Annotated in this window: 15 protein-coding genes; 5 read left to right on the forward strand and 10 right to left on the reverse strand. The window is 69.0% G+C overall.

Going from position 1 to position 17,733, the window contains the following annotated elements:
- Positions 1-9: 9 nt before the first annotated feature.
- From ACFQ7F_RS02935 to ACFQ7F_RS02950, 4 genes are all read right to left on the reverse strand, one after another.
- Positions 10-936 carry a carbohydrate ABC transporter permease gene (locus ACFQ7F_RS02935; protein ID WP_383265101.1) on the reverse strand — a complete coding sequence of 309 codons (927 nt, stop codon included), beginning with the start codon at positions 934-936 and terminating at the stop codon, positions 10-12.
- Positions 933-1,886 carry a carbohydrate ABC transporter permease gene (locus tag ACFQ7F_RS02940; protein WP_383265103.1) on the reverse strand — a complete coding sequence of 318 codons (954 nt, stop codon included), beginning with the start codon at positions 1,884-1,886 and terminating at the stop codon, positions 933-935. Before ACFQ7F_RS02940 ends, ACFQ7F_RS02935 begins: the two co-directional genes overlap by 4 nt.
- A gap of 65 nt (positions 1,887-1,951) precedes the next feature.
- Positions 1,952-3,265, reverse strand: coding sequence for an ABC transporter substrate-binding protein (locus ACFQ7F_RS02945; protein WP_383265105.1), 1,314 nt, complete (start codon positions 3,263-3,265; stop codon positions 1,952-1,954).
- 11 nt (positions 3,266-3,276) lie between these two features.
- Complete coding sequence (locus ACFQ7F_RS02950) at positions 3,277-4,455, reverse strand: ROK family protein (protein WP_383265108.1); 1,179 nt, start codon at positions 4,453-4,455, stop codon at positions 3,277-3,279.
- A 178-nt stretch (positions 4,456-4,633) separates the two neighbouring features.
- Between ACFQ7F_RS02950 and ACFQ7F_RS02955 the strand changes: the two genes are divergently transcribed.
- Positions 4,634-6,757: an alpha-galactosidase gene (locus ACFQ7F_RS02955; protein WP_383265110.1), complete on the forward strand. Its 2,124-nt coding sequence runs from the start codon at positions 4,634-4,636 to the stop codon at positions 6,755-6,757.
- A gap of 25 nt (positions 6,758-6,782) precedes the next feature.
- On the opposite strand, the gene ACFQ7F_RS02960 is transcribed toward ACFQ7F_RS02955, so the two are convergent.
- Entirely contained in the window at positions 6,783-8,264 is a 1,482-nt protein-coding gene (locus tag ACFQ7F_RS02960) for an MFS transporter (protein WP_383265113.1), read from the reverse strand.
- A 394-nt stretch (positions 8,265-8,658) separates the two neighbouring features.
- Positions 8,659-9,246 carry a TetR family transcriptional regulator gene (locus ACFQ7F_RS02965; RefSeq protein ID WP_383265116.1) on the reverse strand — a complete coding sequence of 196 codons (588 nt, stop codon included), beginning with the start codon at positions 9,244-9,246 and terminating at the stop codon, positions 8,659-8,661.
- 96 nt (positions 9,247-9,342) lie between these two features.
- Between ACFQ7F_RS02965 and ACFQ7F_RS02970 the strand changes: the two genes are divergently transcribed.
- The 4 genes from ACFQ7F_RS02970 (at position 9,343) to ACFQ7F_RS02985 (ending at position 13,935) form a co-directional block, all read left to right on the forward strand.
- Positions 9,343-10,380 (forward strand): NAD(P)-dependent alcohol dehydrogenase, encoded by a 1,038-nt coding sequence (locus ACFQ7F_RS02970; RefSeq protein ID WP_383265119.1) that lies wholly within the window; start codon positions 9,343-9,345, stop codon positions 10,378-10,380.
- A gap of 229 nt (positions 10,381-10,609) precedes the next feature.
- Complete coding sequence (locus ACFQ7F_RS02975; RefSeq protein WP_383265122.1) at positions 10,610-11,344, forward strand: translation initiation factor IF-2; 735 nt, start codon at positions 10,610-10,612, stop codon at positions 11,342-11,344.
- A gap of 292 nt (positions 11,345-11,636) precedes the next feature.
- Positions 11,637-12,632 carry a lytic polysaccharide monooxygenase gene (locus ACFQ7F_RS02980; RefSeq protein WP_383265332.1) on the forward strand — a complete coding sequence of 332 codons (996 nt, stop codon included), beginning with the start codon at positions 11,637-11,639 and terminating at the stop codon, positions 12,630-12,632.
- A gap of 391 nt (positions 12,633-13,023) precedes the next feature.
- On the forward strand, positions 13,024-13,935 hold the full coding sequence (locus ACFQ7F_RS02985; protein WP_383265125.1) for a calcium-binding protein: 912 nt from the start codon (positions 13,024-13,026) through the stop codon (positions 13,933-13,935).
- 70 nt (positions 13,936-14,005) lie between these two features.
- Here ACFQ7F_RS02985 and ACFQ7F_RS02990 read toward each other — a convergent pair whose 3' ends face one another.
- The 4 genes from ACFQ7F_RS02990 to ACFQ7F_RS03005 all read right to left on the reverse strand — a co-directional run bounded on the left by ACFQ7F_RS02990 (position 14,006) and on the right by ACFQ7F_RS03005 (position 17,698).
- Positions 14,006-14,614, reverse strand: coding sequence for a dihydrofolate reductase family protein (locus tag ACFQ7F_RS02990; protein ID WP_383265128.1), 609 nt, complete (start codon positions 14,612-14,614; stop codon positions 14,006-14,008).
- Entirely contained in the window at positions 14,611-15,495 is an 885-nt protein-coding gene (locus ACFQ7F_RS02995; protein WP_383265335.1) for a metalloregulator ArsR/SmtB family transcription factor, read from the reverse strand. The genes ACFQ7F_RS02990 and ACFQ7F_RS02995 overlap by 4 nt, the downstream gene beginning before the upstream one ends.
- Positions 15,496-15,581: 86 nt before the next feature.
- A complete protein-coding gene (locus ACFQ7F_RS03000) occupies positions 15,582-15,728 on the reverse strand; it encodes a hypothetical protein (RefSeq protein ID WP_383265131.1) in 147 nt (48 codons plus the stop codon).
- Complete coding sequence (locus tag ACFQ7F_RS03005) at positions 15,719-17,698, reverse strand: alpha/beta fold hydrolase (RefSeq protein ID WP_383265134.1); 1,980 nt, start codon at positions 17,696-17,698, stop codon at positions 15,719-15,721. Before ACFQ7F_RS03005 ends, ACFQ7F_RS03000 begins: the two co-directional genes overlap by 10 nt.
- Positions 17,699-17,733: the final 35 nt, after the last annotated feature.

Here is a 17,733-nt window from a genome sequence, read left to right on the forward strand (position 1 = left end):
GGCGAAGGGTCAGCCCTTGCCGGAACCGATGGTCAATCCGCTGATGAACTGGCGCTGGAGCGCGAAGTACACGAGCAGCGTGGGGATCGCGGTCAGCAGTGCACCGGCCGCGATGAGGTTGGGGTTGGTGAAGTACTGGCCCTGGAGGTTGGCGAGGGCGGAGGTGATCGGCCGCTTGTCGCCGGTGTCGATCAGGGCGAGCGACCAGAAGAAGTCGTTGTAGATCCAGATCGATTCGAGGGTGGCGAGCGCCGCGAACGCGGGCCTGCACAGCGGAAGCACGATCTGGAAGAACTGCCGCCACACGGGCGCGCCGTCCACCAAGGACGCCTCGGTGATCTCCTTGGGGATCGTCTTCATGTAGTTGCTGAGGACGAAGGTGCAGAAACCGCACTGGTAGGCGATGTGGATCGCGATGATGCCCCAGACGGAGTCGTAGAGCAGGAACGAGTCACTCATCCAGCCGGGAAGACCGACCTGGAGGTAGAGCCGGTACAGCGGAGTGATGAGCACCTGCGCGGGCAGCAGATTGCCCGCGGTGAAGAACATCAGCAGCGCGATGTTCCAGCGGAAGTCGAAGCGCGAGACGAAGAAGGCGACGGCGGCCGAGAAGAGCAGGGTGCCCAGCACCGCCGGGATGGTGATGAGGACGGAGTTCCAGAAGAAGTGCGGCATCCCGGACTGGCTCCAGGCGTTGGAGAAGTTCTCCAGGCTGATGCCGTGCGGCCAGGAAAGATAGCCGTGCTTCGCGGTGTCCTCGTACGGCCGCAGGGATGTGTACACCGCCCACAGCAGCGGGACGAGCCACAGGAGGGCGATCCCGCCGAGGAGGAGGTGCCTGCCGGTCTGCCGCTTGGGGCGCGGCGGGCCGTCGCCCGACGGCAGCGCGCGACGGGTGCGTGAGCCGGCGGCCGGCGGGGTGACGGTCGCGGTCACTTGTCCTCCTTGCGGAAGGTCTGTACGAGGAAGGCGCAGATGGCGAGCAGTGAGACGACGAGGAGGACGACCGCGAGCGCGGAGCCGTATCCGATGTGGCTGGACTCGCCGATGATGTTGTCCGTGATCAGGAGCGAGAGGAGCTCCATGCCGGGTTTGCTGCCGGTGCCGCCGCCGAGGACGTACACGATGTCGAAGGCCCGCAGGGACTCCATGACGGTCACGACGAGGATGATGATGTTGACCGGCTTGAGTGCGGGAAAGACAACGCGCAGGAACGTCTGGCGTCCGTTGGCCCCGTCGAGTGCGGCGGCTTCCTTCAGCGCGGGATCGAAGCCTTTCAGCCCGGCCAGGTAGAGGATCATGATGTAGCCGGTGTGCCGCCAGGCCGATGCGACGAGCACGGCCCAGAGGTTGAGGTCGGGGTCGCCGAGCCAGTCGATGGGCTGACCGGAGCCCGCGCCGCTCAGGATGCCGTTGAGCAGTCCGTTGTCGGGGTTGTAGATGATCTCCCAGATGAAGCCGACGACAGCGAGCGAGAGCACCATCGGCAGGAAGATCGCGGTCTGGTAGATCCGCGTGAAACGGATCTTCCGGTCGAGCTGGTAGGCGAGGAAGATGCCGAACGGGGTGGGAAGCAGCGCCGTGAACAGCAGCCAGACGACGTTGTGCTGGACGGCCGGCCAGAACGGCGGGTAGTTGGTGAAGATCTCCTGGTAGTTGTCGAGCCCGATCCAGCGGATGTCGGACAGTGCGATGCCGTCCCAGCTGGTGAAGGACAGGCCTACGGAGGCGAGCGCCGGGAGCCAGACGAAGACCAGCAGGGCGAGCAGCGGGATGCCGACGATGACGGTGAGGAAGATGCGGTCACCGGGGCCGAGCCGCCGGGGCCGGGCACGCTTGGACGGGGGCGCCTGGGACGCCGGGGGCGCGGAGCGCACGGATGACATGGTGAACCTTCCCGGACCTGATCAGGCCGTATCAGGACGTGGCGGGCCGTATGCGGCGGGCCGTATCAGGCCGTGAAGAAGCGCGAACGCTGGGACTCGATCTTCTTCAGGAGGGCCGCACCGTCGTCCGGGTGGCCGAGCCATTCGGTGAATCCGGGCAGTACGACGGTGGAGATGAAGCCCGGGTCGCTGTCGCGGTCGCCGAACTGGGTGATGTGCTTGGCCGATGCGATGAGGTCGGCGGACTTCTTCTGCAGGGCGTTGTACTTACCGGTGTCCGCACCCGAGTTGACGGCTACGTTGCTCGGGTCGACGCCCATGTAGAGGTTCTCGGCGTCGGCGCTGCCGAGGTACTCGAGCAGCTTGGTGGCGCCCTTCTGGTTCTTCGGCTTGCGGCTGAGCATGAAGCCGTCGGTGGGGGCCTCGACGGTCTCCTGGCCGTGGGACGGGTCGATCTCCGGGAAGGCGAAGAAGTCGATGTCGGCGCGGAGTTTCTCGTCGGTGATCTGCTGGCCGAGGAAGAGCCCGATGACCGCCATGCCCGACTTCTTGTCGAGCAGCGACTGGGCGGCGTCCTGCCAGGACCGGCCGCCCGCACCCTGCTGGTAGTAGCCGCTCAGCTCGCGCCACAGGTCGAGGGTCTTGGTGGTGCGGCGGTCGGTCCAGGCGACCTCGCCCCGCATCAGATCCATGTGGAAGTCGTAGCCGTTGGCACGCAGGTTCAGATAGTCGAAGGCTCCGAGGATGGACCAGCTGTCGCCGCCGCCGTAACCGGACGCGATCGGCGAGAGCCCGTCCTTCTTCATCCGCTTGGCGAGCGCGGTGAACTCGCTCCAGGTGCGCGGGACTTCGTATCCCTTTTCCTTGAAAACGCTTTTGCGGTAGAAGACGGCCCACGGGTAGTTGTACAGCGGGACGAAGTAGTACTTGCCGTCCTCGCCCTTGGACAGCTGCTTGGCCGCGTCGCTGAATCCGGAGCCTATTTTCTCCCACACGTCGTCGATGGGACGGGCCAGCTTCTTCTTGGCGAAGTACTGCATGCGATAGCCCGCGAACCAGGTGAAGACGTCGTCCGGCGTGCCCTGGAGGTAGGTGGAGATACTCTTCTGGAACGTGTCGTGGTCGACGGTGTTCGTCTTGACCTTGAGGCCACTGTCCTCGGTGAAGGCGCCGGTCAGGGCCGCGTAGGCCTTCTTGGGCGTGGCGTCGGCCCCGTTGGATCCGAAGGTCACCGTCTTCGGGTCGGCGGCCGGTCCGCCGCCGCAGGCGGTCAGGAGCGGCGCGGCCAGTGCGGCGGCGCCGACCCCGAGTGACCCGCGGACCACGGTGCGGCGGCTCGGCTCACGGGAAGGGAAAGGTCTGCGGCTCTGCTGCGTCATCGCGACTACTCCTAGTACGTGTCTATGCCGATGAAGGACTGGATCGCGGTGGCCGCGGCCCCGCGCGCCCACTCATCGAAGGGCAGGGGACGTGTCATCACGTCGCACTGCGCGGCGGTACCGAAGGCGGACGCGGTGAACGCGTCGCGGATCTGCTCGGCGAACAGGTCGTACGCCGCGAGCCCTTCGCCGGAGATGATCACTCGCTGCGGCCCGAGGAGGTTGACGACGGCACCGATGGCGCGGCCGATCGCCTCCCCTGCCCGTGCGTAGGCCTCACGCGCGCCGGGGTCGCCCCGGTGCGCCAGGTCCAGGGCTCCGGCGGAGTCGGTGACCGAGGTGCCGGTCACCTCGCGGACGCGGCGGATGATGGCGGCGTCACCGGCGATCGCCTCGACACAGCCGGTGTTGCCGCAGTGGCAGGGCGGGCCCAGCGGATCGATCGGCAGATGTCCGATCTCACCGGCGACGCCGTGCGCGCCGGAGACCACCTTGCCGTGCACCACGAGCCCGCAGCCGATGCCCGCGCCGACGGTCACCAGGGCGAAGTCGGAGATTCCCGCCCCGGCACCGAACCACTGCTCGGCGACGGTCAGCGCGCGGACGTCGTTGTCGACGGTGACGGGCAACCCGGTGACGGTGGAGGCCAGTTCGGCGAGGGGCACGTCCCGCCAGTCCAGGAAGGGCGAGTAGCGGACCACCCCGGCGGCGCGGTCCACGTCACCGGAGACGGCGATCCCGAGCCCGCGCACCTCCACGCCGAACCCCTCAGCCTCCGTGAGGAGTTCCTGCACGAGACCGGAGATCGAGGCGAGCACGGCGCCGGGGTCGCGGTCGGCGACCGGGAGGTGGCGGGCGACGCGGATGCGGCAGCACAGGTCGGCCAGGACCGCGATGATCTCGTCGCCGGTCACCTTGACGCCGATGAAAAGCGCCCGGCCACCGTCGACCCGCACGAGGGTGGCGGGCCGCCCGAGAGAGGGGCGCGCCTCCTCGTCCACTCCCTCGACGAGATAGCCGGCCGCCATCAACGGCCTCACCGCTTTGGTGACCGCCGCCGAGGAGAGCGCGGTCCGCCGGGAGATCTCGATCCGCGTGAGCGGGCCGTGGGACAGAACAGTGGTGAAGACCAGGGAAGCGGCAGGAGTGGGTGCCGGAACCACGTCGATCCGAGGGGTCGTCGATCGCATGGCCGAAACGTAGGGGGGTTCTTTTCCTCTGTCAATGAAAGAAGCAAGCACCTTTCAAGAGTTCCCTGCAGAGGACCTACGTCTTTCAAATAGGTGCAAGCAGCGGGGTGTTGACAGCTGATCGAAGGAGGTGTTGGCTGCCGCATGTTCTCGAGGCGCTACCTGAACGTGAGGATCCATGCCTGTGATCTCCTTCGCCCCTGAGACCGGGGTCTGGCTGCTCTGCACCCCACAGACGTCGTACGCGCTCCGGATCGACGAGACAGGAGCGCCCTGCCATCTCGCGTGGGGACCACGACTGACCCTGGCTCAGGCACAGGAGCTCGCCACTCCCCCGGCGCCGCCCCCCAGCAGTTTCGAGGGGCGACCACCGGTCGGCGAGGAACTGCCCGTCGACGGCGGGGCACGGTACGGAACCCCCTCCCTCCAGGTGCGCTTCGCCGACGGCACGCGCGCCTTCGAATGGGAGGCGTCAGGCCACCGCGTCCATGAGCCGGCGCCGGGATCCACCGAACTGGCCCTGGAGTTCCGCGACCGCCACTACCCCCTGGAGATCACCCTCCACTACCGCGTCCACGACGACAGCGACGTCATCGAACGCTGGTCCGTGCTGCGCAACACGGGCGAGGAGCCCGTGACGCTGCTGCGCGCCGACTCCGCCGCGTGGACGCTTCCGGCCAGGGACGACTACCGGCTCAGCCATGTCACGGGCCAGTGGTCCGCCGAGACCCAACTGCAGCGCGACCGCGTGCCGTTCGGCGAGACGGTGTTCACCAGCCGCAGGGGCATCACCAGCCATCACGCGAACCCCTGGGTCATGCTCGACGCGGGTGGTGCGACCGAGGACCACGGCCAGGTGTGGAGCGCGGCCCTGGCCTGGAGCGGCAGCTGGCGCGTCACCGTGCAGCGCGCCCCCGACGGCCGTGCGGGATTCACCGGCGGCGCGGGCTACGACGGCATGGCACAACCCCTGGACCCCGGAGCGGAGTTCACCACTCCACAGCACGCCGGTCTCTACGCGGACGGCGGATTCGGCGCGACGAGCCGCGCCTGGCACGCGTACGTCCTGGCCCATGTGCTGCCCCACCCCGACGAGACACGACCGGTGCTCTACAACTCGTGGGAGGCCACCGGGTTCGACGTCGACGAGGCCGGTCAGATGGACCTGGCGGCGCGGGCGGCGACGCTCGGCGCCGAGCTCTACGTCATGGACGACGGCTGGTTCGGCGCGCGCCGCGGCGAGAACGCGGGGCTCGGCGACTGGATTCCGTCCCCGGACCGCTTCCCCAAAGGGCTCACCCCGCTGGTGCGCGAGGTGCATCGGCTCGGGATGCGCTTCGGGCTGTGGGTGGAGCCCGAGATGGTCAACCCCGACAGCGATCTCTACCGCCAACACCCCGACTGGGTCCTGCACTTCCCGCACCGTGACCGCACCGAGCTGCGCAATCAGCTGGTACTCAACTTCGCCCGCCGTGACGTCGCGGACTGGGCGTACGACTGGCTGACCCGCCTGGTGGGCGACCATGGCATCGACTTCCTCAAGTGGGACATGAACCGCGCGCTCAGCGAGGCCGGGTGGCCGGATCACGCGGACGGCGCCAACCGCGTGGGGACGGCGTACGTGCATCACCTCTACGACGTCATCGACCGGCTGCGCGCCGACCATCCCGGTCTGCGGATCGAGGCGTGCAGCGGCGGTGGCGGCCGGGTCGACCTGGGCATGCTGTCCCGCACCGACCAGGCATGGACGTCGGACAACACCGACGCGGCGGACCGCGTCCTCATCCAGCACGGCTACGGCCAGGTCTATCCGTCCCGGACCATGGCCGCGTGGGTGACCGACGTCCCCAATCAGCTCACGGCCAGGTCGGTGCCGCTGCGCTTCCGCTTCCATGTCGCGATGGCCGGGGTGCTCGGGCTCGGCGGCGATCTCACCCGCTGGACCGACGAGGAACTGGCCGAAGGGGGCGCCCTGGTGGCCGAGTACAAGCGCGTGCGCCATCTCGTGCAGCACGGGACGATGCACCGGCCGCGCGGCCCGGTCGACGACGGCCCCGCCGCGGTGCAGTACGCGGCGGCGGACGGCAGCGAGGCCCTGCTCCTCGTCTGGCAGCGAACCCCGCGCCATGGCACCGCGCGCCCGCCGCTGCGCCTGGCCGGCCTCGACCCTTCCGCCCGCTACCGTGACGCCCGCACGGGCGTGGTGCATTCCGCGACGGTGCTCTGCGAGTACGGCTTCCGGCCCGAGCTGCCGCCGGGTGACTGGGCCAGCGCGGCAGTGCATCTGGTGCGGGAACCCTGAGCGTGCCCGGCGAGCCGGGGCCGGCTCAGTCGGCGAGGCTGTTCGTGCGCTTGGGCAGGAAGAACATCAGGGCCCACATCACGGCGAAGGCGCCGCCGACCCACCAGAGCACGCCGGTGAACGCGTCACGGTTGACCGCGCCATCGGGTGAGCCGCCGGTGGTGGAGAAGAACACCAGAGCGGTCAGCGCGGTGCCGAAGGCGATGCCCAGATGGACCGAGGTGTTGAACAGGCCCGAGGCCGAACCGGCGTTCTCGTGCGGAACCTTGGCGAGCGACATGTCGGCGAGCGGCCCGCCGATCGTGCCGAAGCCGACACCGAGCAGCAGCAGGGGGACCGTCATCGCCAGGAGTGTCAGATCGGCCTGCCGGCTGCTGACCTGGAACCCGTACACCGCCATCGAGGCGACGGCGAACAGGGCCCCGGCCTGTGGCACGCGGCGCCCGAAGCGCCCGGCGGTCTTCATTGCGATCAACGCTCCGGCCGTCTCCCCCAGAGCGATCAGCACGAAGGCCACGGCCGCCTGGAGCGGGCTCATGCCCAGGCCGCGCTGGAGGTAGAGCGTCCAGGTCATGAAGAACATGCCGGACAGCAGGCCAAGCATCAGCTGCGCGGACAGGCCGCCGGAGAACGCCTTGCCCTTGAGGAGGGACAGCACCACGAGCGGGGAGTCGTCCTTCCTGCGCTGCTGATGGCGCAGGAAGACGGCGAGCACCAGGAGGCCGGCGGCGAGCATGGCGCAGCACCACAGCGGCCAGCGATGGGCGTGGCCCTCGGTGAGCGGGAACACGATCAGCACCACGGCCGACGCGGACAGCAGCATGCCGGTGACGTCGAGGCGGTCGGCCTTCTGAGCAGTCGACTCGGTGATGAATCTCCGGCCGAGAACGATCACGGCGAGGCCGACGGGCACGTTGATCAGGAAGATCGGCCGCCAGCCGAGGCCGAACAGGTCGGCCTCGGTGAGTACACCGCCCAGGACCGGGCCCAGTACGGAGCCGATCGACAGGACGGCCCCGTACAGGCCGAAGGCCCTGCTGCGGTGCTTGCCCTCGAAGGTGACGTGGAGGGTCGCCAAGACCTGCGGGATCATCACGGCGGCTCCGCCGCCCTGGAGGACGCGGGCGGCGATCAGCATGCCCGGTCCGGTCGCGATGCCGCACAGCAGCGAGGCGAGGGTGAAGACGGCGGTGCCGATGAGGAAGACCTTGCGCCGCCCGTAGGTGTCGCCGAGCCTGCCGCCGGTGATCAGGCCGAGGGCAAGGGTCAGCGCGTAGCCGGCGGTCAGCCACTGCACTGCGGCCGGTCCGGCACCGAGTGACTCCTGGAGGGTGGGGATGGCGGTGAGGACGACCGACTGGTCGAGGACGTCCATGAGCTCGGCGACCAGGACAACCAGGAGGGCGATCCTGGAAGCCCGGGTCATCTTTGCCGACGTGCCGGAGGCGGCGGGCGCCGGGGATTCGGCGGTGTGCTTCGGCTCGTTGTCGAGCGCGGGGGAAGCCACGGTGGGACTCCTGGTTCAGGAATCGGGGAGCTCGCCGTCAGCCGCGCCGGGGCCGGAAAACACGAAACCCGGGGCAGTCGGCAGAGCTGCACCCGGGAAATGACAGGGAAGTGCGGGGGTGGGTGACGCAACTCAGGCCAGTGCGACGTCCGCCCCCGGGCACGTTCGACGACTCAGAACGTGGGGGAATGCGGACGGCTACAGGGCCTGGGGGATGCGAAGTCACCTCGAGATTGCCGCAGAAGGAACAAGAAGTCTGCACACTGCCGCCGAAGCCTCCGGCGCAGGAACTCGGCCACGATACGACACCCCGCGCCCTGCACACATCCAGGGCCTTGGTGTGAGCGAGGCGGTAGGACTCGGCACCGAGGGACTCAGCACACCTGGTACTCGCCTAGTCGCTCGCCACAACGCGCCGGACGCTCTCGTGGAGCAGGGCGCGACGCTGCTCGTGCAGCTCCGCGGGCTCTTGTGCGGTCGCGGCGTAGACATTGCTGACCGGTGACCATGCCATGGACATGGCGATGACCATGGCCATCACGTCGAACGGGTCCCCCTGGCGCACCAGGCCCGCGGCCTGCGCCTCGGCGATGGCGTGCAGCTTGCGGTCGTCGAGGCGGTCGGGGTCGTCGACCAGGTGGCCCGTCGGGCGTCGCTCCAGGCGCGCCCAGGTGGCGAGGCGGATGAGGTCGGGGCGGCGGAGGTACTCGTCGTAGAGACGGACCGCCCAGTCCGCGAGGTCCGTGGCGTCGATCGGGACGACGTTCACGATCCGCTCCAGCGAACCGAAGAAGATGGCGTCGAAGAGCCCTTCCTTGTTCCCGAAATAGGAGTAGAGCTGCGCCTTGTTGGTGCGCGCGGCGGCGACGATCCGCTCGACGCGCGCTCCGGCGATCCCGTGCTCGGCGAATTCCTGGGTCGCCACATCGAGGATGCGCTGATAGGTCGCGGCGCCGCGTGCGGTCAGGGGCTGGTCGGCCATGTCCGTCAGGCTACCAAACAGAACAGTTGGTTTGCCTGGCGGGCCGCAGCCCCCTACGCTTCAAATAGACCGAACAGTCTGTCTGAGGAGAACGCCATGAGGACCACTGTGAGCTGGCAGGCCGACGGCCCGTCGGCGACGCTGCGGCGGACGCCGCTGAAGCGGCGCGACCTGCGCCCCGACGACGTGGCGGTCCGTGTGGACTTCTGCGGCGTCTGCCACACGGATCTGCACGCCGTCCAGGCCCACGACGAAGGCCAGCCCCTCGTGCCTGGGCACGAGTTCACGGGCGTGGTGACCGAGACGGGGTCCGAGGTGGCCGGCTTCTCCGTCGGCGACGCGGTGGCGGTGGGCAACATCGTCGATTCGTGCGGAACGTGCGCCATGTGCCGGGCCGGTCAGGAAAACTTCTGCCACGCGTTCCCGACGCTGACCTATGGCGGCGTCGACCGCCACGACGGGTCGACCACCCAGGGCGGCTACTCCCGCGAGTACGTCGTCCGATCGCGGTTCGCCTACCCCCTTCCCCCCGGTCTGGACCCGGCCGCCGCCGCTCCCCTGCTCTGCGCCGGGATCACCGTCTGGGAACCGCTGCACGCCCTCGGCGTGGGCCCGGGCACCCGTGTCGCCGTGGCAGGCCTTGGCGGTCTGGGGCACCTCGCCGTCAAGATCGCCGTGGCGCTCGGCGCCGACACCTCGGTCATCAGCCGGTCGCCGGACAAGGCCGACGACGCACGCCGTCTGGGCGCCCACGACCTGCTCGTCTCCACCGACCCGGAGCAGATGGCTGCCGCCCGCGACCGGTTCGACGTCGTCATCGACACCATCGCCGTCCCGCACGACATCGGCCCCTATCTGCACCTGGTCGCGATGGACGGGACGCTTAGCCACCTCGGGCACCTCGGCCCCATCACCCTGGAGACCACCGACCTGCTCATCGGGCGGAAGAGGCTGAGCTCCGCGGGGAGCGGCGGCAGGCCCGCGACCGCCGCCATGCTGGCCTTCTGCGCCGAGCACGACATCACCGCCGACATCGAGCTGCTCCCCTCGGCCCGCGTGAACGAGGCACTCGACCGACTCCGGCGCAACGACGTCCGCTACCGCTTCGTCCTCGACATGTCCGACCTGGACTGAGCAGGAGCAGCGCCGTCACCGGTGGCCTCGGGCGGCCCCGTCGGTCGATGTCCGGCGGAGCCCGGCGGAGACGCACTCCGCCCAACAGCCACACCACCGCAACACCACGCAACCACCCCCCACATCAAGGGAGTTCACTTCTCATGGCCGCCGGCTGAGTACGATCCCCTGTGCCGGTCCGAGTACGCGAGCGGGTGCCCGCCGCGCGCGGCGCCGGAAGGGTGGACACATGCGCCGACTGCTGCTGCTCACATCGCTGTTGCTGTTCACCGTCGGCTGCGCGGTGGTGCAGTCCTCCGAGGACGGGGCGACGGATGCTGCACGGGAGGTGGCCGAAAAGGCGGGCGAGCGGCTCTACGGCCAGCGTCAGCGCACGGCGGAGGAGGTCGGGCGCTCCGCCTCCGGCATCGACGGGGTGGAGGTACTGCAGGTGACGGGTACCTCCACACACGACGGGGACGGCATCGACGTGATCGTCCGCACGTCCGGCTCGGCGTACAACAAATGGGTCGACGCCGACGAGGTCACCGTGCAGCGCTGTTTCGCGGTGCGGGTGTCACCCAAGTCGCAGTGGCGCGCGGAACCCCGCGACGTGGACTGCCCGGACGGCCCTCCGCTGACCTTCTCCCCGCCACCCGAGCCGCCCCGGCTGCCGTACGAGGAGCTCCGCGCGAAACTTCCCCGGGTGCCGGAGGGCGGCCGGGTGGATGAGGCAGAGGTGCGCCGCAGGCTCGCCGCCCTGGATCTGCATCCGGCGATCCGTACCGAAGTGAAGGCGGACGGCGGCCGGGTCGGCGTTCTCCTGTCGGTGAAGGGCAACGGCTTCGACGCGCAGAACTGCCTTCTTGCCCGCGTGGCCCCAGGCGCCACCGAGGTGTGGACGCCGCCCCGGATCCAGCGAATGCCCGGAGAGGGCGGCTGCACCGTCGGCAACGCCCTGGACCCGATGCCGCCACCGCACTGAACGGGGTGCCCGGCCTCCTCGGGCCACAGGCCCACGCGCCCCATCAGGATCGGCAGCCGGGGGACGGCGCCACTGCCTCGAAGCACGCCGGGGCGGCGATCTCAAAGGCCAGCCGACAGTGCGGACTGACTTTCACACCGCTCGGCCCGACGCGGCAACCATTTCGGGCCCGGCGCCGACTACGAGGCGAGCCGCTCATCGGAAACTCCCCGAAGGAGACGTTCCCATGACCCTTCCTCGACCCCGTCGCTCCTCCACGCTTGTCGGCGTCCGATCCCGCGTACGCGACTCGATGCGCGCCAGACGCCTGGCCTCCCTCGCCGGCGCCACGGGCATCGCCGCCGCGGCCGTACTGGCCGTCCCGGGTACGGCCGCCGCACACGGCGTGGCCATGATGCCCGGGTCGCGCACCTACCTGTGCTACAAGGACCTGCTCGCCAACTCCTCCACCCAGATGCCGACCAACCCCGCCTGCAAGGCGGCGGTGCAGGACGCGGGTACCACGCCGCTGTACAACTGGTTCGCGGTACTCGACTCCAACGCGGGCGGCCGCGGCGAGGGCTATGTCGAGGACGGCACGCTGTGCAGCGCGGGCGACCGCAGCCCCTACGACTTCTCCCCGTACAACACCGCCCGCACCGACTGGCCCGTCACCCATCTCACCGCAGGCGCCGACATCGAGGTGAACTACAGCAACTGGGCGCACCATCCGGGCACGTTCAAGGTGTACATCACCAAGGAAGGCTTCGACCCGCAGCAGCCACTGGGCTGGTCGGACCTGGAGAACGTACAGACCGTCCAGAACCCGCCGCAGGAGGGTGGTCCGGGCAGCGAGGCGGGCCACTACTACTGGGACCTGCGGCTGCCTGAACGTACCGGTCAGCACATTCTGTTCGTCCAGTGGATCCGCTCCGACAGCCAGGAGAACTTCTTCTCCTGCTCGGACGTGGTCTTCGACGGAGGCAACGGCGAGGTCACCGGACTGACCGGCGGCGAACGGTCCGGTGCGGCGGTGACCGCGCTCGGCGCGGGCGAAAAGAACACCGAGGCGGCAGCGGTTCACGAGGGGCACGAAGGCCACGAGGGGCACGGCGGCGACTCGTCAGCGGGGTCCCGCTCCGCTGCCGACATCACCCCGGACATCGAGAACACCGCCTCCGACTCACCCATGGCCTCCCCCGGCCTCGGCCTGGTCGGCGCCCTCGCAGGCGCAGGCGCTGTGGTCCTGGCCGGCGGGACCGTCCTGCACCTGCGCCACCGCAGGTCGGCCACTGATTCTGATCAGTGAGCAGGCTGCGGGAGAGCTGACGTACCTGCCCTTCCTTTGCATCCCGCCCGCCGACCGCGGGCCGTCGCGGCGGCGGGCGGGGAAGGAACCAGCAGGGGGGAGGAACCAGCAGAGCGATTCCGTGAGACCGCCGTACGAGAAAATTCCATACGGCGCTACCTGCGAGGGAAGTTCGACCATTCCGCCATCATGAATTTCCGCCGAACCGCGCCTTACAGGGAATTGTCGCGCCGCGGATGAGCGACCAAACACCGCTGGCCAGCCGGTACTTATGCCGCCCGCATCGAGAATCCACGAACGCATGCCCTCGCGATTCGGATTACAACCAACCGAAAACCCCGGCAGTCACACGTAGTTGCAAGGACCACGTACGCCTCATGGAGGTTATGCAATGCCCTCTGAACTCGTCAGCCGCCGGGTATTCCGTACTACGTCGGCGATGACGCTGGCCCTCGGCACGGCGCTGGCCGCTCCGCTCTTCCTGGCCGGCACCGCCGGTGCAGCGGTGCCGGAGGCCACCGCCGCGTTCAGCCCGAGCGATCACGGGATTCTCTACACCGCCGCCTCCGGCCAGACCAACAAGGTGACCGTCACCGCGTCGATATCCGAAGACTCCGAACAGATCACCTATGAGATCGATGACGCCGTTCCGGTCAGCGCGGGAGATGGCTGCTCCTACCCCGACGGCGCGGACCGCACCAAGGTCTCCTGCACGGTCGCCACCCTGGAGACCCAGGATCCGTACGCCACTTTGAAGTTGGTCCTCGGCGACCGCGATGACACCGTCGCCTACGACAACGCCACCGACCAGACGTACTACTTCGCCTCGGCGGACCTGGGTGACGGCAAGGACACCCTGACCCGGACCGGCTCCGTCGACGGCAACTCCGTCAAGGGCGGGGCGGGCGACGACAACCTCACGGTGGGGGTGGCCGGGGTGGTGAGCGGCGGTGACGGCAACGACACCATCCACGCTGCCGGAGGCAGCATCGCGCAGGGTGGGAACGACAACGACACGATCTACTCGGACGGCGACGAGAGTGCCGTCGACGGCGGCGCGGGCGACGACGTGATCCAGGGCGGAGCCGAGAGGCAGAACCTGTCCGGCGGCGACGGCAACGACACGATCCGCGGCGCGGCCGGCGACGACTATCTGTACGGCGGCAAGGGCAACGACGTCCTGTACGGCAACAGCGGTAACGACACGATCTACGGAAACAGCGGCGACGACGAGCTGTACGGCGGCTCCGGCGCGGACACCCTCTCCGGCGGGCCCGGGCGGAACGTGGTCCACCAGGACTGACGCCGCACACCGCCCGGGGCGCCGCATGATCAGCCGCGCGGTGCCCCGGGTACCGACAGCGATCCCCGACTCAGCGGACTCGGTCGTAGACCAGAGCCAACGTGCCGTGCTCGCCCGCGGTCTGGCTGACGAGCTCCCACTTCCCGGCGGGCAGGCCGTCGTCGAAGAGGCGCGGACCGCCGCCGAGGAAGAGCGGAAAGATCGTCAGCGCAAGCCGGTCGACCTTGTCGGCCGCCAGCAGCGCTTTGATGACGCTCGCGCTGGAGAGCACGAGAATGTCGCCGCCTTCGGTCGCCTTCAGGTCGTCGACCGCCTCGGCCGTCGGCTTGTCGACGATCGTCGTCCGCTCCCACAGCGCCTTGCCGAGGGTGGAGGAGAGAACCACCTTGTCGGTTTCCACGAGCCACTTCGCGAAGGCCTCGTCACGCGGGTCGGCTCCCTCCATGCCGATGACGGTGGGCCAGAAACCGAGGAAGCCCTCGGCGTTGACCCGCCCGAGCAGGGCCGTCGTGGCCGGCTCCCAGAGGCTGGTCAGGAGGTCACGGGCGACATCGGTGTGGGCGTACGGCATCACCCAGCTCATGTTCTGCGGGTTGTCCGGCGCCGCGTAGTGGCCGTCCAGGGAGAGGCTCATGTTGGTGACGACCCGGCGGCCTGCGGTCTGCTTCTGCTCCGTCATTTCGCGCTCCTGGTGTCGGTGTCACTGTGGGTGTCGGTGTCACTGTGGGTGTCGTGCGAATCCGTGGCGAGTGCCGCAGCGAGCTTGTCGAGGCTCTGGCCGAAGCCGATCTCGATGCCCGCGATGAAGTCGGCGGAGTCGACTGTGCTGTCCGTGATCCGCCAGTGGACGTCGAGGTCCGTGCCTGCGCCGGTGGGCTTCAGGCCGAGGTCGACGTGGGCGGTGAAGGCGAGAGAGCCGTCGGGAAGCAGCGGGGAGAGCCGGTAGGCGAGGCGCTCACCGGGGCGAACGTCGTCGACAATGCCCTGCGCGCGCCCGACGACCAGGTCGGAGCCGTCGGTGTCCTCGACATCGCGGTACTCGTGGACGATCCGTCCGCCCGGTCGCGCCTCGAAGACGAGCTCGGAGACGCGGAGGTCGTCGGGCGTCCACCACCGGGCGAGCAGGGTGGCCTCGGTCAGGTGGCTCCAGAGCAGCTCGGGGTGGACCGCAAGGGACCGGAGGAACCTGAACGAACGGCCGTCGGCCCACCCCGAATCCCCCGCGGCGAGCCGCTCCTCGTGAAGGCCGGCCCCGTACCTGTCGAAGGTCGCACGCGGGCCACCGTCCTGGTCTGCGGCATCGGCGGTGTCGGCGAACCGGTTGAGCGCGGCTGCCAGGTCCCGCAGGGCAGCGGACCGGAGCGCGTAGACGCGGCGCTGGCCGGTGCGCTGGGAGGTGACGACGCCGGCGCGCTCCAGGACCTGCAGGTGCTTGGTCGTCTGCGGCTGGCGGGCCTCGGCGAGCTGGGCGAGGACCCCGACCGAGCGGGGCCGCTCGGCCAGCAGACTCACGAGCCGCCGACGGGCCGGGTCGGCCAGCGCGGAGAGGAGTGCGTCCATTGCGTCCATGAGCCAAGTATTCTCCATGGAGAATATTCGTGTCAAGGAATATGAACGGACGAACTCACACCTGTGGGCGCGCGGTGTCAGGTCCGCGCGCCCAGCCCGGTGGGAAGCTGGACGACCTCTCCTCCCTCGGCGCCGGGCAGCCCGTCGAGGGTCAGCTCGGTCAGCGCCGCGGCACACAGCAACTGTCCGCGCCCCTGGGGATTGGTGAGCAGCGTCAGGCGCATGTCTCCTTCTCAGAGTCGGATCGCCCGCCGAGGTGGAGGGCGAGGAATCGGTCGGCCGCGCGGTACAGGTCGATGTTGTTCTCCGGGTTCACGAAGCCGTGGCCCTCGTCGTCCTTGACCATGTACTCGACCTCGACACCTCGGGCGCGCAGCGCGTCGACGATCTGGTCGGACTCGGCCTTGACGACGCGGATGTCGTTGGCACCCTGGACCACCATCAACGGCGTACGGATCTGGTCCACCCGGCTCAGGGGTGAGCGCGCAAGGAGGTCCGCCCGCTGTTCCGGGTCGCTCGGATCACCGGCGTAGAGGAGCCAGTTGTTGACCAGCTGCGGCCTCACGAACTCCGGCAGGGTCCCCAGGTAGGTCACGAGGTTCGAGATGCCGAAGGCGTCGATGGCGGCGGCGAAGACGTCCGGGGTGAAGGTGACCCCGACCAGGGCGGCGTAACCGCCGTACGAACCGCCGAAGATCGCGACGCGCTCCCGGTCCGCGTACCCCTCGTCGACGGCCCAGTCGACGGCATCGATGAGGTCGTCGTGCATCTTCCCGGCCAGCTCCCCGATGCCGGCCTTGAGGAACGCCTTGCCGTATCCGGTCGAGCCCCGGAAGTTGACCTGCAGCACCGCATAGCCGCGGTTGGCAAGCAGCTGCGCGACAGGGTTGAAGCCCCAGCTGTCGCGGGACCACGGGCCGCCGTGGACCAGCAGGACCAACGGGAGCCCCGCCGGTTCGACTCCCACGGGCAGGGTCAGGTGCGAGGGGAGATCAAGGCCGTCGCGTGCCCGGATCGTGACCGGTGCCATCGGGGCGAGGACCTCGGGGTCCAGGTGCGGGAACGGCCGGAAAAGGAGTCGGCTCTCACCGGTGGTGTGGTCGTAGTAGTAGGTGGCACCCGGGTCACGGTCGTGGGTGAATCTGACGACCCAGCGCTGCCCGCTCGCGTCGGACGACACCGCGGACAGATCCCCGTCGGACAGCTCCTCCAGGTTCTCAAGGACCGCGGCGAAGTGCGGGTCCAGTGGGTGGATCACCTGTCGCTCGCCGAGGTAGCGCGCGCCGATCAGCTCTCCGGTGTGCCGGTCGCGGATGAGCGGCGACGGCAGGGTGGTGAAGACGGTGGAACGCGTGTCGAGGTCGAAGTCCGGGTGGCTGTCGACCTCGGTCTCCTCGCCGGTGGCCAGGTCGAGCCGGACGAGCCGGGTCCGGTCGGTGTTCCGGTTGGAGCCGACCCACACGCCGGAACCGTCCGGGGTGAGCTGGAACGGTGCGACGCCCAACGGGTAGTCGGAGCCGTCGAACGTGGTGACCACGCGCAGTTTGCCCGTCCCGGTCTCCCACTGCGCCAGCTCGATCTCGCCGTCAGCCATCCAGGTCTGGGCGTACAGGTCGCCGCCGGGCGTGTACAGCCAACCGGCGACCTGCCCGGGATTCTGAGCCAGCATCGTCAACTCGCCTGTGGCGATGTCGACTTCGTGGAGGTCGAACTCGGCGGAGTTCCTTCGGTTCAGATGCAGGAGCGCCTTACCCGGCCGGGAGACGGACAGCTCGAATCCCGCAACCGTGGCTCCGGGAAAGGGGGTGAGATCGACGGCCTCGGCCCCCGGGTTCGCCAATTCGACGTTCTCTACGTCGGGGTTCTCTACGTCGGCGTTCTTTACGTCGACACTCTCCAGGTCGACCCGGTAGACGTGCCAGTTCTCGTCGCCGTCACCGTCCTGTTCGTAGAGCAGCCAGCGTGGATCGTCGGTCCAGTGGAAGGTGTGCACGCTGCGGTTGCCGTCGGCGGTGACACAGCGCGCCTCCTCATCCGAATCGACGCTCTCCACCCATACGTTCAGCCGCTCCTGCCACGGTGCCAGGTAGGCGATTCTGGTGCCGTCGGGCGATATCGATGCGCCGGCGCGGACGGGTGGGCCGAAGAAGTCCTCGACGGTGAGGTGCGGGACCTCGCGCGGTATGACGGACATGCGGAAACTCCTCCTGAGTTCGCCTCGGTTCGGTC

It is taken from the genome of Streptomyces sp. NPDC056486 (assembly GCF_042795295.1).
Lineage (GTDB): Bacteria > Actinomycetota > Actinomycetes > Streptomycetales > Streptomycetaceae > Streptomyces.

What these genes read in the sequence shown, in the direction of transcription:
- ACFQ7F_RS02940 (WP_383265103.1), bottom strand. Translation starts at nt 1,886, where the DNA reads ATGTCATCCGTGCGCTCCGCGCCCCCGGCGTCCCAGGCGCCCCCGTCC.
- ACFQ7F_RS02945 (WP_383265105.1), bottom strand. Translation starts at nt 3,265, where the DNA reads ATGACGCAGCAGAGCCGCAGACCTTTCCCTTCCCGTGAGCCGAGCCGC.
- ACFQ7F_RS02950 (WP_383265108.1), bottom strand. Translation starts at nt 4,455, where the DNA reads ATGCGATCGACGACCCCTCGGATCGACGTGGTTCCGGCACCCACTCCT.
- ACFQ7F_RS02955 (WP_383265110.1), top strand. Translation starts at nt 4,634, where the DNA reads ATGCCTGTGATCTCCTTCGCCCCTGAGACCGGGGTCTGGCTGCTCTGC.
- ACFQ7F_RS02965 (WP_383265116.1), bottom strand. Translation starts at nt 9,246, where the DNA reads ATGGCCGACCAGCCCCTGACCGCACGCGGCGCCGCGACCTATCAGCGC.
- ACFQ7F_RS02970 (WP_383265119.1), top strand. Translation starts at nt 9,343, where the DNA reads ATGAGGACCACTGTGAGCTGGCAGGCCGACGGCCCGTCGGCGACGCTG.
- ACFQ7F_RS02975 (WP_383265122.1), top strand. Translation starts at nt 10,610, where the DNA reads ATGCGCCGACTGCTGCTGCTCACATCGCTGTTGCTGTTCACCGTCGGC.
- ACFQ7F_RS02980 (WP_383265332.1), top strand. Translation starts at nt 11,637, where the DNA reads ATGCGCGCCAGACGCCTGGCCTCCCTCGCCGGCGCCACGGGCATCGCC.
- ACFQ7F_RS02985 (WP_383265125.1), top strand. Translation starts at nt 13,024, where the DNA reads ATGCCCTCTGAACTCGTCAGCCGCCGGGTATTCCGTACTACGTCGGCG.
- ACFQ7F_RS02990 (WP_383265128.1), bottom strand. Translation starts at nt 14,614, where the DNA reads ATGACGGAGCAGAAGCAGACCGCAGGCCGCCGGGTCGTCACCAACATG.
- ACFQ7F_RS02995 (WP_383265335.1), bottom strand. Translation starts at nt 15,495, where the DNA reads ATGGACGCACTCCTCTCCGCGCTGGCCGACCCGGCCCGTCGGCGGCTC.
- ACFQ7F_RS03000 (WP_383265131.1), bottom strand. Translation starts at nt 15,728, where the DNA reads ATGCGCCTGACGCTGCTCACCAATCCCCAGGGGCGCGGACAGTTGCTG.
- ACFQ7F_RS03005 (WP_383265134.1), bottom strand. Translation starts at nt 17,698, where the DNA reads ATGTCCGTCATACCGCGCGAGGTCCCGCACCTCACCGTCGAGGACTTC.